The sequence below is a fragment of the Gemmobacter fulvus genome (genome assembly GCF_018798885.1).
Classification (GTDB): Bacteria; Pseudomonadota; Alphaproteobacteria; order Rhodobacterales; family Rhodobacteraceae; genus Gemmobacter; species Gemmobacter fulvus.
This window is the reverse complement of the sequence record NZ_CP076361.1, coordinates 3,092,063-3,117,885: the sequence shown is the minus strand read 5'-3', so window position 1 is coordinate 3,117,885 and position 25,823 is coordinate 3,092,063. Positions and strand designations below refer to the sequence as shown.

The following is a 25,823-nucleotide window of genomic DNA, read 5'->3' as shown; positions in this document are numbered from 1 at the left end:
ATGGCGGGCGATTTACCGAATTATTACTTTCGCATCCGCGAGAATGGCGCTGTCGTGTTCCGGGTCGATACCGAGAACCGGCAGCGGCGTATCGACATGGAAGAAATCGCCACCATCAACATCAAGAACGGTAATATCAAACCGCATGGCGAAACCGCGCTGAGCGAGGCCGATCTGGCCGAGATCCGCGCCTGGATGGCCGAGCGTGTGGCCGTGCTGGCGCGGCGCGACGTGGATGATATTCACCGCGCCGTCGATTACCTCAACACCACGACGCAATGGGTGCAGTCCAAGGCGACCGAGGCGCAGATGGAAGAGGTGACCGACGCCCTGCTGCTGGCCATGCACGATCTGCGGGCGGTTCTGGTGCGCAAGAAGGCAGAACGGCTGATGAAAGCCGCAGGGGCCGAGGACTGATCAGCCCTTCGGCACCCGCAGCCAGAACCGCGCCATCAGCGCAATCGCGGCAAGGGTCAGGCCAACCACAAGGCCGATCCACAGCCCCGCCCCGCCCAAACCCACCTTGAAGGCCAGCAGATACGAGGTGGGCATACCGATCACCCAATAGGAAAACGCGGCAATCCACATCGGCACCCGCGTGTCATGCACGCCGCGCAGCAGGCCCAGCGCCATGACCTGCGCCGCATCCACCATCTGGAACGCCGCCGCGAGTGCCATCAGCATCGTGCCAAAGGCGATGATCTGCCCGGCCTGTGCGCCGCTCTGGTCGATGAACAGGCCGATGATCGTCTCGGGGATGGCCAGAAACAGCGCAACGGTGGTCATGCCGAACAGCATCGACAGCGCGATGGCGACTTTGGCCCCTTCACGCAGATTGTCCCATTCCGCCGCCCCGGCAAAGCGCCCGGTGCGCACGGTCGTCGCATTGGACAAGCCGACATGCACCATGAAGGTCATCGCCGCCACCTGAAGCGTGATGCCATGCGCTGCAAGCTCCACCGTGCCGATCCAGCCCATCATGACGGCGGTGGCCTGAAACAGCCCGCTTTCGGCAAGGCTGGTCAACCCGATCGGCATGCCCAGCCGCAGAACCATGCCCATCGCGTGCCAATCCGGCCGCCAGAAGCGCTGGAACAGGTGAAAGCGCCGCAGCTCGCGCAGCCAGGCGGCATAGACCGCCAGAATGACACAGGTCAGCGTCTGCACCACAAAAGACGCAATCGCAGCGCCGCGCACGCCCAGTTCCGGCGCGCCCCAATGGCCGAATACCAGCGCATAGCAGAAAAAGGCGTTGAAAAACACCGCAGCCACCGTCACCCACAGCACGACCTGTGTCCGCTCCAGCGCGGCGAGATAGCTTTTCAGCACCATCACCAGCAAGGCAGGCATCATGCCCAGCCCGGCAATACGCAGGAAATCCTGCCCAAGCTGTGCCACTTCGGGCTTCTGCCCCATCGCCAGCAGAATCGGCCCGGCCCACCAGAACAGCGGATAAGACAGCAGCGCAAAGGCGATCGACAGCCAAAGCCCCATGCGGGCGGCGCGGCGCACCTCGGTTTCATCACCCCGGCCCAGCGCCTGCGCGACCATCGGCATCACCGCCTGCGCAAAGCCCGAGCCCAGAATGAACACCACAAAGAAGCTGGAACTGCCCAGCACCACGGCAGCAAGATCGGTGACGCCATACCAGCCAACGATCACGGTATCGGTGACATGCAGCAACATCTGCGCAAGATGGCTACCGACAAGCGGCAGGCCGAGCGCGAGCAAAGCGCGCGCATGGGCGGAACGGGAAAGCATTTGGGTCATGCTCCCTCATAGCGTTTGATCAAACGCGCGGCAAGCTGCCGCATTTATAGGCTTTGCAGAAACATTTGTCCGGCAATCAAGGCAATCAGCGCCCCGACCACAAGCTCCAACAGGGGCAGTGCCCGCGCCAGCCCCGCACCCGGCAGATGGGTCAGCGTGCCTTCGCGCGCCCAGACCGCCAGCGCCGCCACCGCCACCGTCACCAGCGCCGTGCCCAGCCCCATCGCATAGACCCCGGCAATCCCGGCCAGCGCAATCCCCATCTGCCAGCTGACGATCAGCAGGAACAGCGCGCCGGAACAGGGCCGCAGCGCCACGCCCGCAATCAGCGCCAGCCCGTCGCGCCAGCCCGTCACCGCCTCGGCCTCGGCCAGCGTCGGGCCATGGGCGTGGCCGCAGCCGCAGGTGTCGTGATGATCGTGGTGATGATGATCGTGATGGTGGTGGTGGTGCCCGGCGGCATGATCCGGCTGGCCGGCAGCCGCCCGCGCCCGCAGCCCACGGATCCCCCGCCACACCAGCCAGATGCCGATCCCGGCAATCGCCGCATGGCTCAGTGGCAGCAGAACCGCATCCGACAGGCCCTGAACCCGGTCACGCGCCCAGCCAAGGCCCAGGATGAACGCATAGACCAGCGCCACCGCCACGCTGGATTGCGCCAGGCTGGAGACAAGCGCCAGCACCGCCAGCCGCCCCAGCCGCACCCGCCGCGCCATGCCATAGCCGCCAATCAGCATCTTGCCATGCCCCGGCCCCACCGCATGAAAGAAGCCATAGGCAAAGCTGACCGCCAGCAGGCCGAACACCGCCCCCGGCACGCGCCCGGCAATCGCCCGCACCGCTGCCGCCATATCGCGTTGCACATCGCGCTGCGCGGCCTCGGCCCAGAGCCGCAGGCTGACAAGGCCCCCGGTCAGCCATAGCAGCGCCAGCACCAGCGCCACCAGCAGCCCCGCGCTCAGGATCAGCCGCCGCATGTGATGCGCACCTCTTCCGAGAAAGCAGCGCCGATGGCCGGAAAGTCCATCTCCACATCCTCATCCGCACCATATTCCGCCAGCGCCGCCAGCAGCCGTTCATCTGCCGCGTCGCGGTCCGGGGTGAACACCTGCGCGGCACAACCCGCAGGCAGGCCGGTCAGCACCGGATCAAAGGCAATCGTATAGGCGGTGTAGAACCCCGGATCATAGACCTGCACCTTCAGCGGCGCATCAAGGCCCAGCGCCGGCGCGATCCTGCGCAGATGCGTCGAGGTCAGCCGCCCGCCCTGATAACTGGCCGTCCAGTCCGAGGGGCCGGAGAGCTTGTGCTCCACATCGCCCGACAAAAGATAGGTATCGCCCGGAAATCCCGGCTCCCATTTCATGTCAAAGCCTTGCAATTGCGCCGTTTCTTCCGGCGTGGCCGTGCCATCGTGATCGGCATCCAGACCACGTTCCTCGACCAGCAGCAGCGAATAGAATTCGTCATAGACCCAGGTGATGCGCAGCGCCTCGGCCTTGCCCTGCGCATCAAAGATCACTTCGATCCCGGTATCCACATAGATATGCGGATGCGCCGCCGCCGCTGCGGGAACCGCCGCCAAAAGCATTGCTGCCAGATGTCTGCGCATCGCCCGCCCCTTCCGCCCAGCCGGATTGCCGTGCTGAGGTAAAGCGCTGCGCTTCTCGCTGCAAGCGGCGCGATCAGCCCCGGGCGGTTTGTTGCCCCTTGCGGAAGTCGGGCGGCAAGGCGGTGTCAAGGATATGCCCTGCCCCGCCGATCACCTGACTGGCGCGCCCCACGATCAGCGGATCGGGCAGACCCACAAGTGCCGCATCCTTGCCCGGATAGTCCAACTGCGACAGGAAGTGGCGCATGCAGTTCAGCCGGGCGCGTTTCTTGTCATTCGACTTGACGATGGTCCAGGGCGCATCGGCGGTATCGGTGTAGAAGAACATCGCCTCCTTGGCTTCGGTATAGTCATCCCATTTGTCCAGCGAGGCCTTGTCGATGGGCGACAGCTTCCACATTTTCAGCGGATCGGTTTCGCGCGCCAGAAAGCGCCGCCGCTGTTCATCGCGGGTGACCGAAAACCAGTATTTGCACAGCCGGATCCCCGAGCGGACCAGCATCCGCTCCAGTTCGGGCACCTGGCGCATGAATTCCAGATATTCCGACGGGCTGCAAAACCCCATCACCCGTTCCACACCGGCGCGATTATACCAACTGCGGTCGAAGAACACGATCTCGCCGGCCGTGGGCAGGTGCTGGATATAGCGCTGAAAGAACCATTCGCCCTTTTCCTTCTCGCCCGGCTTGGTCAGCGCCACCACCCGCGCATACCGCGGATTGAGATGTTCCATGAAGCGCTTGATCGTGCCGCCCTTGCCTGCCGCATCCCGGCCTTCCATCAGGATGACGAATTTCTGCCCGGTTTCCTGCGCCCAGATCTGCACCTTCAGCAATTCGGCCTGAAGCCGCGCCTTTTCGGCCTCATAAACCTTGGTGGCCATCGGGCGGGCATAGGGATAGCGGCCGGTTTCAAAAGCCTGCCGGATCGCATCCGGGTTGGTTTTGGGAAAGGCCTTGGGGCCGGGGCTCACAAAAGCTTCGTCATCGGGCAAGGTTCTGGCGATTGTGGCCGGGGTCGTGGCCGTGACCAGCGGGGCAATGTCTTCCATGCGGCGTCTCCCTGTTACATCACGGGGCAGAGCCTTCACATTTTGGCGGCGCGGCACCTTGATCCGGGTCAAACCGCGCCAGAAATCCATCCGCTGTGACCAGAGCGCCCCCGGAACAGAGACAGGGCGGCGGATCCCTCGATCCACCGCCCTGCTCGGGGGCAAAACAAAATCGTCCTTGAAAACGTGCCGTTCTATGCTTGCGTCATGCTGCGACCCTAGCCGCGCCATCAGATGACCGCATACCCCATTTGAGGTAAACCGCATCAGCGCGGCAAAAATTCCGCCAGCCGCGCCAGCACCTGTGGCCATTCCTTGAAGAACAAAAGCTGCCCCGCCTGTGGCACGAATTCCACGCGCAGCTGCGCGAATTCACCCATCAATTCGCGGATCGTCTGCACCGGCGTCTGCGGATCCTGATCACCTTGCAGCAGCAGCACCGGCACATGGCAGGCCGTCACCAGCGCCGACCAGTCGCGCTCCGAACTGATACATTCACGGGTAAACGCCTCATGCGCCGAGAGCCTTGCGCCAAGGCAGACCTCGGATCCGGCCAGCATCGCCTCGCGCACCTCGGGACGGGCGAAAGTTTCCATATCCGCGGGCGAGCCGCCATTGACCTGCGCAAAGAACTTTTCCTTGCCCAGACGCCGCGCCAGACTGAACCCCGCCTGCACCAGAAATGGCAGCACCTTGGGCGCATAACGGGCATTGGCCAGAATGAAGCGCTGCCATTTGTCCATGCGTTCATATTGTGCGGCGGTGCGCAGCGGCAGTTGCGCGGCACATCCCAGAATACCGCTGATCAGGCCGGGCCGCGTGATCGCAAGGTTCAGCGCGAAGCGCAGATCCGCGCCCAGACAGATCACCGCCGCCTGCGCCACCCCCAGATGTTCCAGAACGGCGGCGTAATCCTCGGTGCAGCCGGTGATGTGATCGGTGCCCTTGCCGTGCAGATCGCTGCGGCCATAGCCTGCGCGCACCGGCACGATCACCCGCAGCCCCTGCTGCCTTGCGGCCAGTTCGGCGGCGGCGGGCCAGCGGATCAGCCCGTAATCCAGATGCATGAACAGGACGGGCACGCCTTTGGCATCGCCGAATTCGGTCCAGTCCAGCCGCCGCCCGCCCGGCCCCCGCATCTGCCGGAACACCACCGGCGCAAGGCCGCCGGTGTCGGGCAGCGGCTCGGCCCCTGCCGTCGGGATCAGCGCCACATCCATCAGGCCCAGCACCACGCGCACCAGCTCTGACTGGCTGTGCGTTTCGGTTTTCGCGAGGATCGAGCGCGCCTGCGTGCGCACCGTTTCGACCGACCGCCCGCGCTGTTCCGCGATATCCTTCAGCGGCAGGCCCAGCGTGATGCCGCGCACGATCTCCACCTCGGCGGGGGTGAGGCCAAAGGCCTCTTGCACGGTTTCGCTGAAATCATCGGGCCAGAACAGTTCGGTGGACAGCACAAGTGCCAAGGGTTTGGGCGCATCGGCCTCCAGCGCGCTGACCCGCAGGATCACCGGGCTGCCCGTCACGCGCGATCGGATGCGCAACGTCACCACCTTTTCGGCCCGCCCCGAGGCGACCTTGTGGATCACGCCGCGCAAGGTCTCCACATCCTCCGGCTCGAATGGCAGGGTGGTGAGCGGCCCGGCCTCGGCCAACCCGAAGGCCAGACCTGCCGCGCGGTTGCACGCAATGATCCGCGCCCCGCCATCCGAGACGAAGGCGGCATAGCGGGGGATGTCGTCCAGAATGGAGCGATAGCCGCCATCTTCGCGCGTCGCCTCGAACCGGTCCAGAAACACCCGCGCGCGGCTGACGTGGGCGTCGATCTCCGGGTCATCCAGCGCAATCGCGCCTTCCAGCGCCCCGACCCGCAGCTGTGCCACGCGCCCTTCCCAGACCTCCAGCAATTCCTCCAGCCGGATCGGATCCAGCGCAACCTCATACAGACGGTCGACAATCTCGGCCTTCTGGTCGCGCTCTGCGAATTGCGCGGTCTCGGTCAGGGGGACACGCTCTTTCATGGGCCGTGCCTGCCGCAATGCCCCCATGGCGGCAAGGATTCGCATGCCAGAAAGGCCCGCGCGGCATCTTGCCTCATGCCCGCGCCCCCCGCATAGTCACGCAACACCCATGGAGGACACCCGATGCTTACGCTGTATGGCTGCCACCGCTCGCGCGCGTCGCGCCCGATCTGGCTGCTTCATGAAATCGGCATGGCCTTCACCCATGTGCCGGTGATCCAGGCCTATCGCCTGCCCGACCCCATGGCGAAGGATGCGCCGCTGCACACCGCCTCGGACAGCTTTCTGGCGATCAATCCGCAGGGGCAGATTCCGGCGATGACCGAGGGCGATCTGGTGCTGACCGAAAGCCTTGCGATCTGCCTGCACATCGCCCGCGCCCATGGCGGCACGCTTGCCCCGCACGGGTTGGCCGAACAGGCGCTGACCGATCAATGGGCGCTGTTTGCTGCCACCGGGATCGAGGCCGCAGCGCTGGCCATCCTCTATGCCGATCCGGCCACCCCCGAAGGCGCCGAAGTGATCGAGATGGAGGCCGAAAAGCTGCTGCGTCCGTTTGAACGGCTGGACGATCACCTGACCGGGCGGGCCTGGCTGCTGGACCGGTTCACCGTGGCCGACATCATGGTGGCCGAGATCGTGCGCTATGCGCAGGGTCATGCGCCGCTGATGCAATCGCATCCGGCCATTGCCGCCTGGATGAGCCGCTGCCAGTCGCGCCCGGCCTTCAAGGCGATGTGGGCCGCCCGTCTGGCCGAACCCGCCTGAGCGGGCGCGCGCGATCCCCGACCCGCCCTGACCGGGCCGGAATTGCCGCCACTTGCCCATGGGCTGCGGTGGCGGCATCTTCAACCGCAATCCCTTGCGGATGCCTCCCTTGCGCCAAGGCCGCCCGGATGGTCTAATCCGGTCTCAAAGACCTCCATAAGAATCGAGCATCCCATGCCCTCCGATATGTTTGCCGCCCAGGCGCAGGACGATTACAACGCCTCTTCCATCGAGGTGCTGGAAGGGCTGGAGCCGGTGCGCAAACGCCCCGGCATGTATATCGGCGGCACCGATGAGCGCGCACTGCACCATCTTGTCGCCGAGGTGCTGGACAATTCGATGGACGAAGCGGTGGCCGGCCATGCCAACCGCATCGAGGTGGAACTGCATGCCGATCATTCGGTCACCATCCGCGACAATGGCCGGGGCATCCCGATTGACCCGCACCCGAAATTCCCCGGCAAATCCGCGCTTGAGGTGATCCTCTGCACCCTGCACGCGGGCGGCAAGTTTTCCGGCAAGGCCTATGAAACCTCGGGCGGTCTGCATGGCGTCGGCGCCTCGGTCGTCAATGCGCTGTCGGATCTGATGGTGGTCGAAGTGGCGCGCAACAAGGAACTGTTCCGCCAGTCCTTTTCGCGCGGCATCCCGCAAGGCCCGGTGGTCAAGGTCGGCCCTGCCCCGAACCGGCGCGGCACCACCGTGACCTTCCATCCCGATGCCGAGATTTTCGGCTCGTTGCAGATGAAACCCGCGCGGCTGCTGAAAATGGTGCGGTCGAAGGCCTATCTGTTCTCGGGCGTTGAAATCCGCTGGAAAACCGCCGTCAATGATGGCGAAACCCCGCTGGAGGCAACGTTTCACTTCCCCGGCGGTCTGGGCGATTATCTGAGCGACCAGCTGGAAAAGGCCACCACCTATGCCGACAAGCCCTTTGCCGGGAAGGTGGGCTTTCAGGAAAAGTTCGGCGTGCCCGGATCGGTGGAATGGGCGATCAACTGGACCCCGTCGCGCGATGGGTTCATCCAGTCTTACTGCAATACCGTGCCCACCCCGGAAGGCGGCACCCATGAGACCGGCTTCTGGTCTGCGATCCTGAAAGGCATCCGCGCCTACGGCGATCTGGTGAAAAACCGCAAGGCCGAGCTGATTTCGCGTGATGACATGCTGGCGGGGGGCTGTGCGCTGATTTCCGTCTTTATCCGCGAGCCGCAATTCGTGGGCCAGACCAAGGACCGCCTGTCGACAGACGAGGCCTCGCGTTATGTCGAAGGGGCGGTGCGCGACCATTTCGACAACTGGCTGGCGGCGGATACCAAATCCGCGGGGGCCATTCTTGATTTTCTGGTGCTGCGCGCTGAAGAACGGCTGCGGCGGCGGCAGGAAAAGGAAACCGCGCGCAAGACCGCGACCAAACGCCTGCGCCTGCCCGGCAAGCTGACCGATTGTTCCAGCAAGACCCGCGAAGGCACCGAACTGTTCATCGTCGAGGGCGACTCGGCCGGTGGCTCGGCCAAAGGCGCGCGGTCGCGAGAAACGCAGGCGCTGCTGCCGCTCAAGGGCAAGATCCTGAACGTGCTGGGGGCCGCCTCCAACAAGCTCAACGACAACTCGGAAATCCGCGACATCTGCGAGGCTCTGGGCGTGCAGATGGGCACCAAGTTCAAGGTCGATGATCTGCGTTATGAAAAGATCATCATCATGACCGACGCCGATGTGGACGGCGCGCATATCGCATCCTTGCTGATGACGTTCTTTTTTACCCAGATGCGGCCGATGATCGACAAGGGCCATCTGTATCTGGCCTGCCCGCCGCTGTACCGGCTGACGCAGGGTGCCAAGCGCCTTTACGTCGCCAATGATGCCGAAAAAGAGATCTGGCTGGCCAAGGGCCTGGGCGGCAAGGGCAAGATTGACGTGCAGCGGTTCAAGGGTCTGGGCGAGATGGACGCCAAAGACCTGAAAGACACCACGATGAACCCCGAAACCCGCACGCTGATCCGTGTGTCGATCGACGAGGATGAGCCGGGCGAAACCTCGGATCTGGTGGAGCGGCTGATGGGCAAGAAACCTGAACTGCGCTTCCAGTATATTCAGGAAAACGCGCGGTTCGTCGAAGAGCTGGATGTCTGATCCCGCGCGATACGGAGCACGCCTGCATGAGCAGTGACACCTTGCGTTATGCCGCCATCATGCTGGCCGCGGGCATCGGCATCCCGGTGCTGGCCGCGCTCAATGCCCAGCTCGGGCACCGGATCGGGTCGCCTACGGCGGCAGCCTCCATCCTGTTCGTGGTGGCCTTTTGCGGCGCGGCACTGGTGATGGTCAGCACTGGCGGCACGGCGGGGCTGGCCTTGGCGGCAGCGCAGCCCAAACACCTGTTTCTGGGCGGGCTTCTGGTGGCCTTTTATGTGATTTCAATCACTTGGGTTGCACCGAAGTTCGGCGTCGGCAATGCGGTGTTCGTGGTGCTAGTCGGCCAGATGATCTCGGCCGCGACCATTGATCACTTCGGCCTGTTCGGAGCTGCGATCAAACCGATGACCCTGGGCCGTGCCGGGGGCATTGCGCTGATGATGTCCGGGCTTGGGCTGATCCAGCGCGGCTGAGCGCTATTGCCCCAGCGCCACGGCGGCATTGATCGCCAGCGCCAGAATGACGGTGTTGTAGAAAAACGCGACCACCGAGTGGGCCAGCACAACCCGGCGCATCGCCGGGCTGTCGGTCGTCACATCCGACACCTGCGCCGTCATGCCGATGACAAAGGCGAAATAGAAAAAGTCCCAGGCCCCGGGCGTCTCGGCCCCCGGAAATACCAGACCGCGCTGGTCGCCCCCCTTGCCTGCGGCGTAGAACAGGCAGCCATAATGAAACCCCGCCAGCATATGCAGCATGGCCCAGCCCAGCGGCACCGAGGCGACGGCCAGCGCCGCCTGCACCCGGCTGCCATCCTGCAATGACAGCGCGATTGCGGTCAGGCTCAGCCCCACCGCCCCTGCCGCCAGCGCCACGATCAGCGGCACCCCTTCGTCCGAAAGCTCGGCATGACGGCGCAGATCCTCGACACTGACATGCCGCGCGAAATGCAGCATCAGCAACAGATAGATGGCGAAAAAGCCGTTGGCCGCAATCAGAACCGCCTGCACCGGGGCGGCGGGCGCGGCCCACAGGCCGATGAGGCCAAGGCCGACCCCGGCGGCAAAGGCGCTCAGAAAGCGGTGGTGGCGGGCGAACATCCCTTACCTCTGGATGCTCTTCAGATATTCGGCCAGTTGCACCAGACGCAGCGGCGTGGGCGTGGCGATCCCGTCGCCGCCATCGAACAGCACCATGTTTTCACCGTCCAGCAAGGGCGCGAATTGCGGCATCATCTCGCCATCCGGGCCTTCGGTATAACCCCAGATCTTGCTCATCACCGCCGTCGCCGGGAAAACGCCCTTGTTGCGGGCGGCAAGCCTGGTCAGATCGGCGGGTGTGCTGTCCAGCGTGCTGGCCATCGGCCCGTCACCCTTGGCCCCGTCCCCATGGCAGGCCGCGCAATAGGTGGCGAAATCCTCGGCACCGCTGGGCACCTTTTTCTGCATTGGCAGACAGGCGGCAAGGGGAAACAGGCTGGCGAGCAAGAAGAGCTTTGCGGGCTGCATGGGGGCCTCCGGGTCACATTTCCCGCCACAAGACCACGCGGCGCTGCGCGGCACAAGGCACCTGCGCCCGCGGCCCCGCGAATAGCCGTTGCGCCGCGACCCCGCACCGTCAGGCAAGCTGGCTCAGATCACCACCCGGCCCTGATCCAGCCGCACGATCCGGTCCATCCGCGCTGCCAGTTCCATGTTATGGGTGGCGATCAGCGCCGAGAGGCCGGTTTCGCGCACCAGTTCCATCAGCGCGCCAAACACCTGATCCGAGGTGCCGGGATCGAGATTGCCGGTCGGCTCGTCCGCCAGCAGCAGCTTCGGCCCATTGGCCAGCGCCCGGCAGAAGGCCACGCGCTGCTGCTCGCCGCCCGACAGGGCCGCCGGGCGGTGATCGGCGCGTGCCGCCACACCCACCCGGTCCAGCAGCGCCATGGCGAGGTCCGTGGCGGTCCGGGCGGCCACACCATTGGCGAGTTGCGGCAGCACGATGTTTTCCAATGCGGTGAACTCCGGCAGCAGATGGTGGAACTGGTAGATGAAGCCCACATCGCCGCGCCGCGCCTCGGTGCGGGCCCGGTCGCCAAGCCCTGCCATGTCGCGCCCCGCAAGCCGCACCACGCCCGCATCGGGCGTATCCAGCAGGCCCGCAATATGCAGCAGCGTCGATTTGCCCGCCCCCGAGGGTGCCACCAGCGCCACCACCTCGCCGCGCGCCACCGTCAGGCTGGCACCGCGCAGCACCGTCACCTCAGCGGGTTTGCCGCGATTATAGGCCTTGGTCAGCCCCTCCAGTGCCAGCATCTCACTCATAGCGCAGCGCCTCCACCGGGTTCATCCGCGCCGCCCGCCGCGCCGGAAAGATCGTGACGATGAACGACAGGCCAAGGCTCAGCCCCACTGCCGACAGCACATCGCCCACCTGCAACTTGGCCGGCAGATTGTAGATGCCGCGCACCGACGGATCCCAGATCCCGCCGCCCGCCACATAGTTCACGAACGAAAAGATCGGGTCGATATAGATGGCGAACAGGCAGCCCAGCACCACACCGCACAGCGTGCCGATCAGGCCGGTCGAGGCACCGCAGATGAAGAAAACCCGCAGGATCGAGCCTTCGGTCAGCCCCATGGTGCGCAGGATGCCGATGTCGCGGCCCTTGTTCTTCACCAGCATGATCAGGCCGGAAATGATGTTCATCGCCGCGATCAGCACAAGGATCGACAGGATGATGAACATCACATTGTCCTCGATATCCAGCGCGCGCAGAAAGGCCCCGGCACTGTCGCGCCATGTCCACAGCATCGTGCGCTCGCCGCCCGCCTGCATCAGCGCCAACTCATAGCTGTCCACCGCTTCGGGGTTGCGCACCATCACCTCGATCTCGTCGGCACGGTCTTCGCGGTTGAAATAGGCCTGCGCCTCGGTGAAGGGCAGATAGACGCGGGTGCGGTCGATGTCATAGCGCCCGGCGGTAAAGATATAGACCACCTCATAGGCATTGACGCGCGGGCTGGTGCCGAAGGCGGTCTTGACCCCATCGGGCGAGATCAGGCGCAGCCGGTCGCCCAGCCCAAGGTTCAGTTCGCGCGCAAGGCCCGATCCGATGGCGATGCCCTGATCGAAGCGCGCCAGATCGCCCTCGGCATCGGCACCGTCACCGACGCGCGGAATGGTGCGGATGTCTTCGGTGCGGATGCCGAACACCTCGGCCCCCATGTTCACCCCATGGGCGGTGGCCATCACCTGCCCCTTGATCAGCGGCGCGGCGCGAGTGACACCCTCTACCTGCCGCAGACGCGCGGCCACGGCATCGTAATCCTCGAAGCCGCGCTGCATCTGGCCGCCCTCGCCCTCATAGGCGCTGGCATAGACGGTGACATGGGCATTCGCACCCAGAATGGTGTCGACGAACTCTGCCCGGAAGCCCGCCCGCACGGCCAGCGTGGCAATCAGTGCAAACACCGCGAGCGTGATGCCGATCAGGCTGATCCAGGTCATCACCGACACGCCGCCCTCGGCCCGTCGGGCGCGCAGATAACGCCAGGCAATCATCCATTCAAACGGGGCAAAGGGGGGGGTGCGTGTGCTCATGCTGGGGTTCTTCCGCCCTTTGCGCCTGCCGTCAAGCCATCCCCCCAGCCTTCACACAGAATTCACGCGCCGCGACCGGCAGAACGCCGCCTGACCTGTGCCCGGTGGCAAGGACTTGCCGACCCTTGGTTGGCCACAACCACAAAAAAAAGCCGGCTACAAAAAAGCCGGGGCGCGTTTCCCGCACCCCGGCCTGTCGCAGTTCCGCCCCCGCATGGGGGGGCCAGTCAGATCACCAGTCGGCGTAGATCTCGGCCAGACGCGCAACGGCGGCCTCTGCCGTCAGCTCTTCCGACACACCGGTGCGGCGCGAGGTCAGTTCCACCACGCCATTGGCAAGGCCGCGCGGCCCCACAGTCACCCGCCACGGCAGGCCGATCAGATCCATCGTGGCGAATTTCGCCCCGGCGCGCTCGTCGCGGTCGTCATAAAGCGGATCCAGCCCCTTGGCCTTCAGCGCCTTGTAGATCGCGTCGCAGGCGGCGTCGGTGGCGGTATCGCCCTGTTTCAGGTTCACGATCCCGGCGTGGAACGGGGTCACACCCTCGGGCCAGATGATGCCCTTGTCATCATGGCTGGCCTCGATGATCGCGCCCAGCAACCGGCTGACACCGATGCCATGGCTGCCCATTTCCACCGGAACGCGGCTGCCGTCGGCGGTCACGACATTCGCGCCCATCGCTTCGGAATATTTGGTGCCGAAATAGAAGATCTGGCCGACCTCGATGCCCCGGCCCACCTTGCGGCGCTCCTCGGGCACGGCGTCAAACAGCGCCGCGTCATGGGTCTCATCGGTGCGGGCATAAAGCGTGGTGAACTCGTCGCAGATCGCCTTCACCTGATCGCGGTCGTCGAAATCGACCTCGCGCTGGCCCAGTTTCAGATCTGTCACCGCCGAATCGTAGAAGACTTCCGACTCGCCGGTTGCGGCCAGCACCAGAAACTCGTGCGTATTGTCGCCGCCGATCGGCCCCGAGGCCGCCCGCATCGGAATCGCCGTCAGACCCATGCGTTCATAGGTGCGCAGATAGCTGACCATATGGCGGTTGTAGGCATGCAGCGCCGCCGCCTTGTCTACATCGAAGTTGTAGCCATCCTTCATCAGGAATTCGCGCCCGCGCATCACGCCGAAGCGCGGCCGGACCTCATCGCGGAACTTCCACTGAATATGATACAGCGTCAGCGGCAGATCCTTGTAAGACCCGACGTGGCTGCGGAAAATATCGGTGATCATTTCCTCGTTGGTCGGGCCATAAAGCATGTCGCGGTCATGCCGGTCCTTGATGCGCAGCATTTCCTGGCCGTAATCATCATAGCGCCCGCTTTCCCGCCACAGATCGGCGGGTTGCAACGTCGGCATCAGCAGCGGAATATGGCCTGCGCGGATCTGCTCTTCATGCACGATCTGCTCGATGCGCTTCAGCACCTTGAAGCCCATCGGCAACCAGGAATAGATCCCTGCCGCCTGCTGCTTGATCATGCCGGCGCGCAGCATGTAGCGATGCGAGACGATCTGCGCCTCGGCGGGGTTTTCCTTCAGAACGGGCAGGAAGTAGCGGGTCAGACGCATCTTTGGCCTCATGGAAAGCGTTTGAGCGTTCCTAACGCCTCCCCCCTGTGCAGGCAAGCGCGGCGCTCGGGTCATTTGCGGGGCGAAAGCGCTGCGAAACGGGCAAAACCGGCGGGCCACGGCCACCCGGCCCGCCACGCCCCTTGAAACCCGTCCCCTGATGGGCAATTTGAAGGGGCAAAGCAAAGGGTGTCTCATGGTTCTTCCGGTTCAACAGCAGGCGAAATACTGGGGCATCGCCACAGTGGTCATTCTTGCCCTTTTGTGGCTGTTGGGCGATGTGATCCTGCCCTTCATCGTCGGCGGCGCCATCGCCTATTTCATGGATCCGGTCGCCGACCGGCTGGAGCGCGCGGGGCTGAGCCGGATTGCCGCCACCGGCACCATTTCCATAGTGGCCCTGCTGATCACCATCCTGCTGATCCTTGCGGTGCTGCCGCTGCTGTTCAACCAGCTGACCCAGCTGATCAACGAAGCGCCGGAAATGTTCCGCCGCTTGCAGGCCTTCATGGTCGAACGCTTTCCCGATCTGACCGATGAAACCTCGACCATGCGGCAGACGCTGGAAAACATCGGCACGGTGATCCAGTCCAAGGGGGGCGAGCTGGCCAATTCGCTGATCGGTTCCGCCATGAGCGTGATCGGCGCGGTGGTGTTCATCGTGGTCGTGCCGGTGGTGGCGTTTTACCTGCTGCTGGACTGGGACAACATGATTGCGCGGGTCGATGACATCCTGCCGCGCGACCACGCCCCCACCATTCGCCGTCTGGCCAGCGAAATCAACGTGGTGCTGGCGGCCTTTGTGCGCGGGCAACTGTCGGTCTGTCTGGTTCTGGGCACATTCTATGCAGTGTCGCTGATGGCGGCGGGGCTGAACTACGGGCTGATCGTCGGCGCGATTGCCGGGGCGATCACCTTCATTCCCTATGTCGGCGCGCTGATCGGCGGGGCGCTTGCCATCGGGCTTGCGCTGTTCCAGTTCTGGGGCGACTGGCTCTCCATCGGAATCATTGCCGGGATCTTTGCGCTGGGGCAGTTTCTGGAAGGCAATGTGATCACGCCGAAACTGGTGGGCAGTTCGGTCGGGCTGCACCCGGTCTGGCTGCTGTTCGCGCTGTCGGCCTTCGGGTCGCTGTTCGGCTTCCTTGGCATGTTGATCGCGGTTCCTGTGGCCGCCGCCCTTGGTGTTCTGGCGCGTTTTGCCATCGAACAGTACAAGGGCAGCCGCCTGTATACCGGCTTTGAAGGGCCGCGGCACAAGGATGAGGATGCCGCGTGACGGCACAGCTGGCCTTCGATCTGCCCAGCCCTGCGGCGCTGCGACGCGCGGATTTTTTCGTCTCGCCCGCCAATGCGCTGGCCTTGGCCACGCTTGAGGCGGGCGGCTGGCCGCTGGGCAAGATGCTGCTGATCGGCCCGTCAGGGGCCGGGAAAACCCATCTGGCGCATATCTGGGCCGCGCAGAGCGGGGCGGCGCTGATGGCCGGGGCCTCGCTGGGATCGGCGGATATCGAGGCGCGCAGCCGGACCCCGGTTGCGGTCGAGGATGCCGAGGCGGTGGCGGGCGATGCGCGGGCCGAGGCGGCGCTGTTCCACCTGCACAACCGCCTTGCCGAACGCCGGCTGCCGCTGCTGCTGACCGCTGCCACCCCGCCGCGCGACTGGGGCCTGCGGCTGCCCGATCTGCTGAGCCGGATGCAGGGCAGCGCCGTGACCCGCATCGACGCGCCCGATGATGCGCTGCTGTCGGCGGTGCTGATCAAACAGTTCACCGACCGGCAGGTGACGGTCGCCCCGGCGCTGATCCCGTTTCTGGTCGCCCGGATGGACCGCAGCCTTGCCGCCGCCCGCGCGCTGGTGGCGCGGCTGGATGCCGCCGCTCTGGCGCGCGGTGGCCCCGTCTCGCGGCAACTGGCCGCAGAGGTTATGGACAGCCTGTGAGACGCGGTTGATACTGTCATTCTGGCGTTACAAAAATCAAACAAAAGCAAAATCATGACACAGGCAGATTTTCTCAAGGCCCCCTTCGCCCCCCCGGTCGACCTTCCCGATGTGGATATCACCGGGCCCCGGCGCTATTTCAACCGCGAGCTCAGCTGGCTCGCCTTCAACTGGCGTGTGCTGGAGGAGGCGAGCAATCCGGCGGTGCCCCTGCTGGAACGGCTGCGCTTCCTGTCGATCTCGGCCACCAATCTGGACGAATTCTTTACCGTCCGGGTGGCGGGGCTGCGCGCGCTGGTCCGCAATGGCACCGCGACCCCTTCGGAGGATGGCTGCAGCCCGACCGAACAGCTTGTGCTGATCCATGATGATGCGCGCCGTCTGATGAAGATGCAGCAGATCGTGTTCAAGAAGCTGAAGCGCGAGATGGAGGCCAAGGGGATCGAACTGCTCACCCGGTCCAAGCTGACGGCGCGCGACCTGAAACACCTTGAAGAACATTTCCTGCATAAGGTGTTTCCGGTGCTGTCGCCGCTGGCCATAGACCCGGCGCACCCCTTCCCCTTCATTCCCAATACCGGATTCTGTCTGGCGCTTGAGTTGGAGCGGGAAACCGATCACCGCACGCTGAAGGCCCTGCTGCCGATCCCGCAACAGGTGGCCCGTTTTGTCGCCCTGCCCGCCAAACCCGGTGAACACCGCTTCCTGCCGCTGGAAGAGCTGCTGCTGCTGCATCTGGACATGCTGTTCCCCGGCTATGTCGACCGCGGGCATTGCAGCTTCCGAGTGTTGCGCGACAGCGATCTGGAGGTCGAGGACGAGGCCGAGGATCTGGTGCGCGAATTTGAAACCGCGCTGAAACGCCGCCGTCGGGGCGAAGTGATCCGCATGAAGATTTCGGCGGGGGCGCCCCCCGATCTGCGTGCGCTGATCATGGACGAGTTGGGCGCCTCGCCCGATGAGGTGGTCGAGGTGCGCGGCCTGCTGGGCGTGGCCGATCTGAAGGAACTGGTGCTGTCGTCACGCCCCGATCTGCTGTGGCCGCCCTTCGCGCCGCGTGTGCCGGAACGGGTGCAGGATCACGATGGTGACATGTTCGCCGCGATCCGGCAGAAAGACATCCTGCTGCATCACCCCTATGAAACCTTCGACCTTGTGATCCGCTTTCTGGAACAGGCGGCGCGCGATCCCAATGTGCTGGCGATCAAGCAGACGCTCTATCGCACCTCCTGGGACAGCCCGATCGTCTCGGCGCTGTGCGAGGCGGCTGAAGCGGGCAAATCGGTGACGGCCTTGGTCGAATTGAAGGCGCGCTTCGACGAGGCCGCCAATATCCGCCAGTCGCGTCGGCTGGAACGGTCGGGCGCGCATGTGGTTTACGGGTTCATGCATCTGAAAACACACGCAAAAATCAGCACGGTGGTGCGGCGCGAAGGCGACAATCTGGTCACCTATACCCACTACGGCACCGGCAACTATCACCCGATCACCGCGCGCATTTATACCGATCTCAGCTTTTTCACCTGCGACCCGGCGCTGGGGCGCGATGCGACCAAGGTGTTCAATTACCTGTCGGGCTATGTGCAGCCACAGGGGCTGGAAAACCTCGCCATCGCGCCGACCACGCTCAAGCCGCGCCTGCTGGAACTGATCGCCGCCGAGGCCGATCACGCCCGCGAAGGCCGCCCTGCCGAAATCTGGATCAAGCTGAACAGCCTGATCGAGCCGGAGGTGATCGACGCGCTCTATGCCGCCTCCAACGCCGGGGTGAAGATCAGCCTTGTGGTGCGCGGCATCTGCGGCCTGCGCCCCGGCATCAAGGGCCTGTCCGAGAATATCCGCGTCAAATCGGTGGTCGGGCGTTTTCTGGAACATTCGCGCATCGTCTGTTTCGGCAATGGCCATGGCCTGCCTGCCAAGAAGGCGCGGGTATTCTTTTCGTCGGCAGACTGGATGGGCCGCAACCTGAGCCGCCGGGTGGAAACGCTGGTTGAGGCGCATAACCCCACGGTCAAGAGCCAGATCATGGGGCAGATCATGGCCGCCAATCTGGCGGACGAGGCGCAAAGCTGGGTGTTGAACCCGAATGGCCATTACGAACGCCAGCTGGCCGCGCCGGATGGCAACCTGTTCAGCTGCCATCGCTTTTTCATGGAAAACCCGTCGCTGTCGGGGCGTGGCACCGCAGGCGCGAAAGACGTGCCCCGGCTGGCGCGGCCCCGTGACGAAACGCCTGCCTGATGCCCATGTGAATCGTTGACCCTGCCGCCCGATTGGCGGCAAGGTCCGCACGAAGCCGAAAAGGAACTGCCAATGTCCGATCCCGCCGACACATTCGAGGCCGCGCAGGAGGATGGCAGTCTGTTTGGCCGCCCCCTGTTTGAAGACCCGTCGGCCCGCGCGCTCAGCCGGGTGGGGGTGGTCGATGTCGGATCAAACTCGGTGCGGATGGTGGTATTCGATGGCGCGGCCCGCTCGCCCGCCTATTTCTACAACGAAAAGGTCATGGCGGGTCTGGGCAAGGGATTGGCCGAAACCGGCCGCCTGAACCCCGAGGGCGCAAAGCGGGCGCTGTCTGCGCTGAAACGCTTTGCCCTGCTGGCCGAGGGCATGGGCATCGCCCCCCTGACCGTGGTTGCCACAGCGGCGGTGCGCGAAGCCGAGGATGGCCCCGCCTTTCAGGAGCAGGTGCTACGCGAAACCGGCTTGAAGATCTGGGTGATCGACGGCGATGAAGAAGCCCGCCTTTCGGCGCAGGGGGTGCTTCTAGGCTGGCCCGAGGCCAAGGGCATCGTCTGCGACATCGGCGGCAACTCGATGGAGCTGGCGCGGATCGGTGGCGGCAAGGTCGGCAAACGCGCCACCTCGCCGCTGGGGCCGTTCCGGCTGCAACAGGTCGAGGGCGGGCCAAAGAAGCGGCAGCAGCATATCGACAAGATTCTCAAAGACTTGCAGTCGGATCTTAAATCATCGGGTGAACGTATTTATCTGGTGGGCGGATCCTGGCGGGTGATCGCGCGGCTGGATATGGAGCGGCGCAATTATCCGCTGACCGTGCTGCATGAATACCGCATGACCCCGAAATCCGTTCTGGACACGCTGGACTGGATCGCCGCGTCAGACCTGACGATGCTGCGTGCCCGCACCGGCACCGGCGCAGAACGCATGGAACTGGTGCCGCTGGCCTGCGAGGTTCTGCGCGAGCTGATCGCGATTTTCAAACCTTCGGAGATCGACATTTCGTCCTATGGCATCCGCGAGGGATTGCTGTTTGAACAGATGCCCGAAAAGCTGCGCGCCCGCGACCCGCTGATCGAGGCGGCCCGCGCCTCCGAGGCGGCACAGGCCCGCCTGCCCGGCTTTGGCAAGAAGCTGTTCACCTTCCTTGAGCCGCTGTTCAAAGGTGTGCCGCCCGAAAAACTGCGGCTGATCAAGGCGGCCTGTCTGTTGCATGACACCACCTGGCGCGCGCATCCCGATTACCGCGCCGAAGCCTGTTTCGACAATGCGACCCGCGCCAATCTGGGTGGCCTCGATCATCCGGGCCGGGTGTTTCTGGGCCTGTCCTTGCTGCACCGCTACAAGAACAGCCGTGCGGGCAGCCGGATGGAGCCGCTGTTCCGCCTGCTGACCGAGGATGAGTTGCAAGAGGCCGAGGTGCTGGGCAAGGCGATGCGCTTTGGCGCCATGTTCTCCATCGACCACCCGGAAGAAGCCGGCAGCCTGCACTGGTCGCCGAAAAAGCGTGTGCTGGAACTGCGGCTGACGGAACGGGGGGTCGGGCTGATGGGCGAGGTGGCGCAATCGCGCTTCAACGCGCTGGTCCTGTCCTTGAAAGCCACGCCCAAGATCACGCTGGGGGATCATGCTGCGGTTTGATCATCTGGCGGTCTCGGCGGAAACTCTGGCAGACGGCGTGGCCTATGTGGAACAGGCGCTGGGAGTTGCGCTGGCAGGCGGCGGTCAGCATCCGCTGATGGCCACGCATAACCGCCTGCTCGGGCTGGGGGATCTCTATCTTGAGGTGATCGCTGCCGATCCCGACGCCCCCCGCCCGGCTCATCCGCGCTGGTTCGATCTGGATCGTTTCACCGGCCCGCCCCGGCTGACCACATGGATCTGCGGCTGCGACGATCTTGATGCGGCGCTGCAGGCCAGCCCGCCCGGCGCGGGGCAGCCCGTCGCCCTGTCGCGCGGAGAGTTCCGCTGGCGCATGGCGGTGCCTGCCGACGGCATCCTGCCCTTCGACAGCTGCTTTCCGGCGCTGATCCAGTGGCAAGGCCCGGCGCACCCTGCCCCGCGCCTGCCCGATACCGGGGTGCGGCTGCGCTGGTTCGAGATTGCCCATCCGCAGGCCGAGGCCCTGCGCGCTGCGCTGGCCGACCGGTTTGCCGATCCACGCGTGCAGATCGTGCCGGGGCCGACGCGGGCGATGCGCGCGGAATTTGACACCCCGCACGGGCGGCGGGCACTGACATGATCCGCCCGACCCGCACCGAAGATCTGGAACCGCTGCGGGCGTTGTGGAATCCGCTGATCAGCGACACGCTGGTTACGTTTTCCTCCGAGGAAAAAACCGCCAGCGCCATGGCCGAGTATCACGCCAGCCGCTGCGCCGCGGGCCATGGATTTTTCACCGCGCTGGCAGGTGGGGTTCCCGTGGGCTTTGCCACCTATGGCCAGTTCCGTGGCGGCAACGGCTATGCGCGCAGCATGGAACATACGGTGATTTTGGGGTCGGGTGCACGCGGACGCGGGCTGGGCCGGGCGTTGATGATCGCAGTCGAGGATCACGCCCGCCGCGCCGGGCATCATGTGATGATGGCGGGCGTTTCGGGCGGAAATCCCGAAGGCCGGGCCTTCCACGAATCCATTGGCTATCAGCTTGCAGGCACCGTGCCCGAGGTTGGCTGGAAATTCGGGCGCTACTGGGATCTGTGGCTTCTTCAAAAAATCCTGACCTGACAGGGCGAATTTTAGGCGCTATTCTGACCACATGTCGATCTGGACCCGTATTGCCGAAGCCATCGCCGCCCTCGCCAAGGGTGAAGGGCTGTCGGCTGTCTTTGAAAAATTGCGCAGCCCGCCAGAGGCTTGCCCGGAGCGAACGGTGGCCTTCACCATCGCGGTGATCGCGCTGGGGGCCAAAATGGCCAAGGCCGACGGCGAGGTGACGCGCGACGAGGTTTCGGCCTTCCGGCAGGTGTTTGCCGTGCCGCCGGGCGACGAGGCCCATGCCGCACAGGTGTTCAATCTGGCGCGGCAGGACGTGGCGGGCTTTGATGCCTATGCCCGCAAGATCCGCGCGATGTTTCAGGGCGACAGCCGGGTTCTTGTCGATCTGCTGGAAGGGCTGTTCCATGTGTCGGTCGCGGATGGCCATTATCACCCGCGCGAAGATGCCTTTCTGGCCGAGGTGGCGCGGATTTTCGGCGTGGGCGAAGGGTGCTTTCGGGCGATCCGCGCCCGCTATGTGCAGGATGCACCGCGCGACCCCTATGATGTGCTGGGCATCACCCACAGCGCCTCTATCGACGAGGCGCGCGCGGCCTGGAAGGCGGCGGTGCGCGACACCCACCCCGACCGGCTGATGGCGCGCGGCGTGCCCGAAGAGGCGGTGAAACTGGCCGAGCGGCGGTTGATTGCGGTCAATGCCGCCTGGGAAGAAATCTCTGCCCGGGAAGCCGCGTGATGCCGCCGGAGCGGCTGCGGCTGGCCACCTATAATGTCGAATGGTTCAATGCGCTGTTTGATGATGCCGGACGGCTGTTGGAGGATGCGGCCCCTTCGGCCCGGTATCAGATCAGCCGCGCCGAACAATTGACGGCACTGGGAATCGTGTTCAACGCCATGGACGCCGATGGCGTGATGGTGATCGAGGCCCCCGACAGCAATGGCAAACGCCAGTCGGTGCGGGCGCTGGAACGTTTTGCCGCCAAATACGGGCTGCGGGCGCGGCGGGCGGTCAGCGGCTTCCGGTCGGAAACCGAACAGGAAATCAGCTTTCTTTATGACCCCGACCGCCTGACCGCCCGGCACGATCCGCAGGGCGAGCCGCATTTCGACGGTGTCTTCCGACACGATCTGGATGCCGATGCCACGCCCGAGACGATCCGCTTTTCCAAACCGCCGCTGGAGCTGGCCGTGACGGTGGCGGGATCGGCCAGGCCGATGCGTCTGATCGGGGTTCATGCCAAATCCAAGGCCCCGCATGGCGCGCGCACCCCGGTCGAGGCCACCCGCATCGCCATCGAGAACCGGCGCAAGCAACTGGCCGAATGTGTCTGGCTGCGCAACCGTGTGGCCATGCACCTGATCGCCGGGGACAGCCTGATCGTGATGGGTGATTTCAACGATGGTCCAGGGCTGGATGAATACGAAAAGCTGTTTGGCCATTCCGGGGTTGAGATCGTGCTGGGCACCGGGGCCGAAGCGGCGATGCAGCTCTATGATCCGCACGCGCTGATGGCGCTGGAAAGCCGCATCGGCCTTCAACCCAGCTCTGCCCGCTTTTACAACACGGCACAGGAACAGTTTTTCGAGGCGCTGCTGGATTTCATCATGCTGTCGCCCGATCTGGCCGCACGGCGGCCCCGCTGGCGGATCTGGCATCCGTTGAACGAGCCGGGCTGCTGGAAAGTGCCGGAACTGCGCGATGCCTTGCTGACCGGATCGGATCATTTTCCAGTGGTTCTGGATCTGCCCCTTTGAGATGCGCCCCGGCCTGCCTATATTGGTAGGATGAAACATTGGCTCGCCCCCCTGCTGATCGCCCTGACGCTTGGCCCGATGCAGACCCCGGTCTGGGCGCAGGACACACCTGCGCCGGACAGTGACGCGCCGCAGGCCGAGGCTGATGACGGCTTCAGCCTGATCGAACGCGGGGCCGAGATGCTGTTGCGTGGCCTGATCGAAGAGGTCGAGCCGGGTTTGCGCGACATGGAAGGCGCCCTGCGCGAGATGGAGCCTGCGCTGCGCGATCTGGCCGCGATGATGGGTGATCTGAAAAACTATCAGGCCCCGGAAAAGCTGCCGAATGGCGATATCATCATCCGGCGCAAACCCGATCTGCCGCCCGTGAGGCCAGAGGTCTTGCCCGAAGGCGAAACCGAACTCTAGGCAATCGGGGGGCGACAGACGCCCCCCCGATGTCGTTTTATCCGCGCGCCTCGCGGATCAGGCGCAGAATGTCGCGGGCGGCATCCGGGATGTTCGTGCCGGGGCCAAAGATGGCCTTCACGCCATTCTTGTAGAGGAACTCGTAATCCTGCTGCGGGATCACGCCACCGCAGATCACCAGAATATCGCCTGCTCCCGCCGCTTGCAGCGCCTGCACCAGCTTGGGCGCCAGCGTCTTGTGCCCCGCCGCCTGCGACGAAATGCCGATCACATGCACATCATTGTCCACCGCATCCTGCGCCGCCTCTTCCGGCGTCTGGAACAGCGGGCCGACATCAACGTCAAAACCGATATCGGCAAAGGCGGTGGCGATCACCTTGGCCCCCCGGTCATGGCCATCCTGCCCCATCTTCACCACCAGCATGCGCGGGCGGCGGCCTTCATGTTCGGCAAAGGCTTCGACATCCTTCTGGATCTGAGCAAAGCCGTCGTCACCCTCATAGGCCGCGCCATAGACCCCGGCGAGGGTTTTCACTTCTGCGCGGTGGCGGCCGAAGATTTTCTCCATGGCGTCACTGATCTCCCCAACGGATGCACGGGCGCGGGCGGCATCGACCGCCGCCGCCAGAAGATTGCCGCCCTCGGCTGCGCGGCGGCCAAGCTCGGTCAGCGCCCCCTGACAGGCCGCCTCGTCGCGGTTGGCGCGCATGCTGTTCAGGCGGGTGATCTGGCTTTCGCGCACGGCCACATTGTCGATGTCCAGAATGTCGATCGGATCCTGCTTGGCCAGCTTGTATTTGTTGACCCCGACAATCACCTCTTCGCCCCGGTCGATCATCGCCTGCCGCCGGGCGGCGGATTCCTCGATGCGCAGCTTGGGCATGCCGGTGGCGACGGCCTTGGTCATGCCGCCCATCGCCTCGACCTCTTCGATCAGCTTCCACGCATCTTCGGCCAGCTGCGCCGTCAGGCTTTCGACATAGTAGGAGCCTGCCAGCGGATCGACCACCTTGGTCACGCCGGTTTCTTCCTGCAGGATCAACTGGGTGTTGCGGGCAATCCGGGCCGAAAACTCGGTGGGCAGCGCAATCGCCTCGTCCAGCGCGTTGGTGTGCAGGCTCTGGGTGCCGCCAAGTGCCGCCGCCATCGCCTCATAGGCGGTGCGCACGACGTTGTTATAGGGATCCTGCTCCTGCAACGACACGCCGCTGGTCTGGCAATGGGTGCGCAGCATCAGGGATTCGGTTTTCTTCGGGTTGAACTCCGACATGATGCGGTGCCACAGCAGACGCGCCGCGCGCAGCTTTGCCGCCTCCATGAAGAAATTCATGCCGATGGCAAAGAAGAACGACAGGCGGCCGGCAAAGGCATCCACATCCATGCCCCGCGCCAGCGCTGCGCGCACATATTCACGCCCGTCGGCCAGCGTATAGGCCAGTTCCTGCACCAGATTCGCGCCCGCCTCCTGCATGTGATAGCCGGAGATCGAGATGGAGTTGAACTTGGGCATCTCGGCGCTGGTATATTCGATGATGTCCGCGATGATCCGCATCGAAGGTTCGGGCGGATAGACATAGGTGTTGCGCACCATGAATTCCTTCAGAATGTCATTCTGAATGGTGCCCGACAGCAGCTTGCGGTCCACGCCCTGTTCTTCGCCGGTGACGATGAAATTCGCCAGAATCGGGATCACCGCCCCGTTCATCGTCATCGACACGCTGATCTTTTCCAGCGGGATGCCGTCGAACAGGATCTTCATGTCCTCGACGCTGTCGATGGCCACGCCCGCCTTGCCGACATCGCCCACCACGCGCGGATGGTCGCTGTCATAGCCCCGGTGCGTCGCCAGATCGAAGGCCACCGACACGCCCTGCTGCCCGGCGGCCAGCGCCTTGCGATAGAAGGCATTGCTTTCCTCGGCGGTGGAAAAGCCCGCATATTGCCGGATCGTCCAGGGGCGGCCCGCATACATCGTGGCGCGCACGCCGCGCGTGAACGGGGCAAGGCCGGGCACCGTGCCCATATGCGGCAGATTGGCGGTATCGGCCTCGGTATACAGCGGCTTGACCGCGATGCCCTCCAGCGTGTTCCAGGTCAGGCTGTCCGGCGTGCGGCCTTTCAGTTCTTTCTCTGCAAGTTTGCGCCAGCTCTCAAGTTTGTCGGTCATCGGTTGTTCCTTGGATCGGGCCGGGTGGGCTCCGGCAATCGGTATTTGGTTTCACGGCGCAACCCCCTATATCAGAGGGG

The 25,823-nt window shown here is 64.5% G+C and carries 24 protein-coding genes; 13 read left to right on the top strand and 11 right to left on the bottom strand.

Features of this window, described 5'->3' with window-relative positions:
- Complete coding sequence (locus KM031_RS15150; protein ID WP_215506525.1) at positions 1 to 417, top strand: hypothetical protein; 417 nt, start codon at positions 1 to 3, stop codon at positions 415 to 417.
- Here KM031_RS15150 and KM031_RS15145 read toward each other — a convergent pair whose 3' ends face one another.
- From KM031_RS15145 to KM031_RS15125, 5 genes are all read right to left on the bottom strand, one after another.
- A complete protein-coding gene (locus KM031_RS15145) occupies positions 418 to 1,770 on the bottom strand; it encodes an MATE family efflux transporter (RefSeq protein WP_215506527.1) in 1,353 nt (450 codons plus the stop codon). It abuts the gene before it with no gap.
- Positions 1,771 to 1,814: 44 nt separating this feature from the next.
- Positions 1,815 to 2,747 carry a nickel/cobalt transporter gene (locus KM031_RS15140; RefSeq protein ID WP_215506529.1) on the bottom strand — a complete coding sequence of 311 codons (933 nt, stop codon included), beginning with the start codon at positions 2,745 to 2,747 and terminating at the stop codon, positions 1,815 to 1,817.
- On the bottom strand, positions 2,735 to 3,382 hold the full coding sequence (locus tag KM031_RS15135) for a DUF1007 family protein (RefSeq protein WP_215506531.1): 648 nt from the start codon (positions 3,380 to 3,382) through the stop codon (positions 2,735 to 2,737). Before KM031_RS15135 ends, KM031_RS15140 begins: the two co-directional genes overlap by 13 nt.
- A 73-nt stretch (positions 3,383 to 3,455) precedes the next feature.
- A complete protein-coding gene (gene ppk2, locus KM031_RS15130; protein ID WP_215506533.1) occupies positions 3,456 to 4,433 on the bottom strand; it encodes a polyphosphate kinase 2 in 978 nt (325 codons plus the stop codon).
- Positions 4,434 to 4,699: 266 nt separating this feature from the next.
- On the bottom strand, positions 4,700 to 6,454 hold the full coding sequence (locus tag KM031_RS15125) for a bifunctional helix-turn-helix transcriptional regulator/alpha/beta hydrolase (protein WP_215506535.1): 1,755 nt from the start codon (positions 6,452 to 6,454) through the stop codon (positions 4,700 to 4,702).
- Between the two features lie 123 nt (positions 6,455 to 6,577).
- Between KM031_RS15125 and KM031_RS15120 the strand changes: the two genes are divergently transcribed.
- From KM031_RS15120 to KM031_RS15110, 3 genes are all read left to right on the top strand, one after another.
- Positions 6,578 to 7,222, top strand: a complete 645-nt coding sequence (locus KM031_RS15120) for a glutathione S-transferase family protein (protein ID WP_215506537.1) — start codon at positions 6,578 to 6,580, stop codon at positions 7,220 to 7,222.
- Between the two features lie 174 nt (positions 7,223 to 7,396).
- A complete protein-coding gene (gene parE / locus KM031_RS15115) occupies positions 7,397 to 9,355 on the top strand; it encodes a DNA topoisomerase IV subunit B (RefSeq protein ID WP_215506539.1) in 1,959 nt (652 codons plus the stop codon).
- Between the two features lie 26 nt (positions 9,356 to 9,381).
- On the top strand, positions 9,382 to 9,831 hold the full coding sequence (locus KM031_RS15110) for a DMT family transporter (RefSeq protein ID WP_215506541.1): 450 nt from the start codon (positions 9,382 to 9,384) through the stop codon (positions 9,829 to 9,831).
- A gap of 3 nt (positions 9,832 to 9,834) precedes the next feature.
- Here KM031_RS15110 and KM031_RS15105 read toward each other — a convergent pair whose 3' ends face one another.
- The 5 genes from KM031_RS15105 to proS all read right to left on the bottom strand — a co-directional run bounded on the left by KM031_RS15105 (position 9,835) and on the right by proS (position 14,516).
- Positions 9,835 to 10,458 carry a DUF1345 domain-containing protein gene (locus tag KM031_RS15105; RefSeq protein WP_215506543.1) on the bottom strand — a complete coding sequence of 208 codons (624 nt, stop codon included), beginning with the start codon at positions 10,456 to 10,458 and terminating at the stop codon, positions 9,835 to 9,837.
- 3 nt (positions 10,459 to 10,461) lie between these two features.
- Positions 10,462 to 10,866, bottom strand: coding sequence for a c-type cytochrome (locus tag KM031_RS15100; RefSeq protein WP_215506545.1), 405 nt, complete (start codon positions 10,864 to 10,866; stop codon positions 10,462 to 10,464).
- A gap of 123 nt (positions 10,867 to 10,989) precedes the next feature.
- Positions 10,990 to 11,667, bottom strand: coding sequence for an ABC transporter ATP-binding protein (locus KM031_RS15095; protein ID WP_215506547.1), 678 nt, complete (start codon positions 11,665 to 11,667; stop codon positions 10,990 to 10,992).
- Positions 11,660 to 12,946: a lipoprotein-releasing ABC transporter permease subunit gene (locus tag KM031_RS15090; RefSeq protein WP_215506549.1), complete on the bottom strand. Its 1,287-nt coding sequence runs from the start codon at positions 12,944 to 12,946 to the stop codon at positions 11,660 to 11,662. Before KM031_RS15090 ends, KM031_RS15095 begins: the two co-directional genes overlap by 8 nt.
- Positions 12,947 to 13,178: 232 nt before the next feature.
- On the bottom strand, positions 13,179 to 14,516 hold the full coding sequence (proS, locus tag KM031_RS15085) for a proline--tRNA ligase (protein WP_215506551.1): 1,338 nt from the start codon (positions 14,514 to 14,516) through the stop codon (positions 13,179 to 13,181).
- Between the two features lie 196 nt (positions 14,517 to 14,712).
- Here proS and KM031_RS15080 point away from each other — a divergent pair, with 196 nt between their 5' ends.
- From KM031_RS15080 to KM031_RS15040, 9 genes are all read left to right on the top strand, one after another.
- Complete coding sequence (locus KM031_RS15080; protein ID WP_215506553.1) at positions 14,713 to 15,795, top strand: AI-2E family transporter; 1,083 nt, start codon at positions 14,713 to 14,715, stop codon at positions 15,793 to 15,795.
- Positions 15,792 to 16,457, top strand: a complete 666-nt coding sequence (locus KM031_RS15075) for a P-loop NTPase family protein (RefSeq protein ID WP_215506555.1) — start codon at positions 15,792 to 15,794, stop codon at positions 16,455 to 16,457. Before KM031_RS15080 ends, KM031_RS15075 begins: the two co-directional genes overlap by 4 nt.
- A 54-nt stretch (positions 16,458 to 16,511) precedes the next feature.
- Positions 16,512 to 18,698, top strand: coding sequence for an RNA degradosome polyphosphate kinase (locus KM031_RS15070; protein ID WP_215506556.1), 2,187 nt, complete (start codon positions 16,512 to 16,514; stop codon positions 18,696 to 18,698).
- A 72-nt stretch (positions 18,699 to 18,770) separates the two neighbouring features.
- A complete protein-coding gene (locus KM031_RS15065; protein ID WP_215506558.1) occupies positions 18,771 to 20,336 on the top strand; it encodes a Ppx/GppA family phosphatase in 1,566 nt (521 codons plus the stop codon).
- Positions 20,323 to 20,937, top strand: a complete 615-nt coding sequence (locus KM031_RS15060) for a VOC family protein (RefSeq protein WP_215506560.1) — start codon at positions 20,323 to 20,325, stop codon at positions 20,935 to 20,937. The genes KM031_RS15065 and KM031_RS15060 overlap by 14 nt, the downstream gene beginning before the upstream one ends.
- The gene (locus KM031_RS15055; RefSeq protein WP_215506562.1) at positions 20,934 to 21,422 is read left to right on the top strand and encodes a GNAT family N-acetyltransferase; all 489 of its coding nucleotides are present in this window, start codon (positions 20,934 to 20,936) and stop codon (positions 21,420 to 21,422) included. Before KM031_RS15060 ends, KM031_RS15055 begins: the two co-directional genes overlap by 4 nt.
- 31 nt (positions 21,423 to 21,453) lie before the next feature.
- Positions 21,454 to 22,149 (top strand): molecular chaperone DjiA, encoded by a 696-nt coding sequence (locus tag KM031_RS15050; RefSeq protein ID WP_215506564.1) that lies wholly within the window; start codon positions 21,454 to 21,456, stop codon positions 22,147 to 22,149.
- Positions 22,149 to 23,168 carry an endonuclease/exonuclease/phosphatase family protein gene (locus tag KM031_RS15045; protein WP_215506566.1) on the top strand — a complete coding sequence of 340 codons (1,020 nt, stop codon included), beginning with the start codon at positions 22,149 to 22,151 and terminating at the stop codon, positions 23,166 to 23,168. The genes KM031_RS15050 and KM031_RS15045 overlap by 1 nt, the downstream gene beginning before the upstream one ends.
- A 30-nt stretch (positions 23,169 to 23,198) precedes the next feature.
- On the top strand, positions 23,199 to 23,576 hold the full coding sequence (locus KM031_RS15040) for an AAA+ family ATPase (RefSeq protein ID WP_215506568.1): 378 nt from the start codon (positions 23,199 to 23,201) through the stop codon (positions 23,574 to 23,576).
- Positions 23,577 to 23,613: 37 nt separating this feature from the next.
- On the opposite strand, the gene scpA is transcribed toward KM031_RS15040, so the two are convergent.
- Positions 23,614 to 25,743, bottom strand: coding sequence for a methylmalonyl-CoA mutase (gene scpA, locus KM031_RS15035; RefSeq protein WP_215506570.1), 2,130 nt, complete (start codon positions 25,741 to 25,743; stop codon positions 23,614 to 23,616).
- Positions 25,744 to 25,823: the final 80 nt, after the last annotated feature.

What these genes read in the sequence shown, in the direction of transcription:
- KM031_RS15150 (WP_215506525.1), top strand. Translation starts at nt 1, where the DNA reads ATGGCGGGCGATTTACCGAATTATTACTTTCGCATCCGCGAGAATGGC.
- KM031_RS15145 (WP_215506527.1), bottom strand. Translation starts at nt 1,770, where the DNA reads ATGACCCAAATGCTTTCCCGTTCCGCCCATGCGCGCGCTTTGCTCGCG.
- KM031_RS15140 (WP_215506529.1), bottom strand. Translation starts at nt 2,747, where the DNA reads ATGCGGCGGCTGATCCTGAGCGCGGGGCTGCTGGTGGCGCTGGTGCTG.
- KM031_RS15135 (WP_215506531.1), bottom strand. Translation starts at nt 3,382, where the DNA reads ATGCGCAGACATCTGGCAGCAATGCTTTTGGCGGCGGTTCCCGCAGCG.
- ppk2 (WP_215506533.1), bottom strand. Translation starts at nt 4,433, where the DNA reads ATGGAAGACATTGCCCCGCTGGTCACGGCCACGACCCCGGCCACAATC.
- KM031_RS15125 (WP_215506535.1), bottom strand. Translation starts at nt 6,454, where the DNA reads ATGAAAGAGCGTGTCCCCCTGACCGAGACCGCGCAATTCGCAGAGCGC.
- KM031_RS15120 (WP_215506537.1), top strand. Translation starts at nt 6,578, where the DNA reads ATGCTTACGCTGTATGGCTGCCACCGCTCGCGCGCGTCGCGCCCGATC.
- parE (WP_215506539.1), top strand. Translation starts at nt 7,397, where the DNA reads ATGCCCTCCGATATGTTTGCCGCCCAGGCGCAGGACGATTACAACGCC.
- KM031_RS15110 (WP_215506541.1), top strand. Translation starts at nt 9,382, where the DNA reads ATGAGCAGTGACACCTTGCGTTATGCCGCCATCATGCTGGCCGCGGGC.
- KM031_RS15105 (WP_215506543.1), bottom strand. Translation starts at nt 10,458, where the DNA reads ATGTTCGCCCGCCACCACCGCTTTCTGAGCGCCTTTGCCGCCGGGGTC.
- KM031_RS15100 (WP_215506545.1), bottom strand. Translation starts at nt 10,866, where the DNA reads ATGCAGCCCGCAAAGCTCTTCTTGCTCGCCAGCCTGTTTCCCCTTGCC.
- KM031_RS15095 (WP_215506547.1), bottom strand. Translation starts at nt 11,667, where the DNA reads ATGAGTGAGATGCTGGCACTGGAGGGGCTGACCAAGGCCTATAATCGC.
- KM031_RS15090 (WP_215506549.1), bottom strand. Translation starts at nt 12,946, where the DNA reads ATGAGCACACGCACCCCCCCCTTTGCCCCGTTTGAATGGATGATTGCC.
- proS (WP_215506551.1), bottom strand. Translation starts at nt 14,516, where the DNA reads ATGCGTCTGACCCGCTACTTCCTGCCCGTTCTGAAGGAAAACCCCGCC.
- KM031_RS15080 (WP_215506553.1), top strand. Translation starts at nt 14,713, where the DNA reads ATGGTTCTTCCGGTTCAACAGCAGGCGAAATACTGGGGCATCGCCACA.
- KM031_RS15070 (WP_215506556.1), top strand. Translation starts at nt 16,512, where the DNA reads ATGACACAGGCAGATTTTCTCAAGGCCCCCTTCGCCCCCCCGGTCGAC.
- KM031_RS15065 (WP_215506558.1), top strand. Translation starts at nt 18,771, where the DNA reads ATGTCCGATCCCGCCGACACATTCGAGGCCGCGCAGGAGGATGGCAGT.
- KM031_RS15060 (WP_215506560.1), top strand. Translation starts at nt 20,323, where the DNA reads ATGCTGCGGTTTGATCATCTGGCGGTCTCGGCGGAAACTCTGGCAGAC.
- KM031_RS15055 (WP_215506562.1), top strand. Translation starts at nt 20,934, where the DNA reads ATGATCCGCCCGACCCGCACCGAAGATCTGGAACCGCTGCGGGCGTTG.
- KM031_RS15050 (WP_215506564.1), top strand. Translation starts at nt 21,454, where the DNA reads ATGTCGATCTGGACCCGTATTGCCGAAGCCATCGCCGCCCTCGCCAAG.
- KM031_RS15045 (WP_215506566.1), top strand. Translation starts at nt 22,149, where the DNA reads ATGCCGCCGGAGCGGCTGCGGCTGGCCACCTATAATGTCGAATGGTTC.
- KM031_RS15040 (WP_215506568.1), top strand. Translation starts at nt 23,199, where the DNA reads ATGAAACATTGGCTCGCCCCCCTGCTGATCGCCCTGACGCTTGGCCCG.
- scpA (WP_215506570.1), bottom strand. Translation starts at nt 25,743, where the DNA reads ATGACCGACAAACTTGAGAGCTGGCGCAAACTTGCAGAGAAAGAACTG.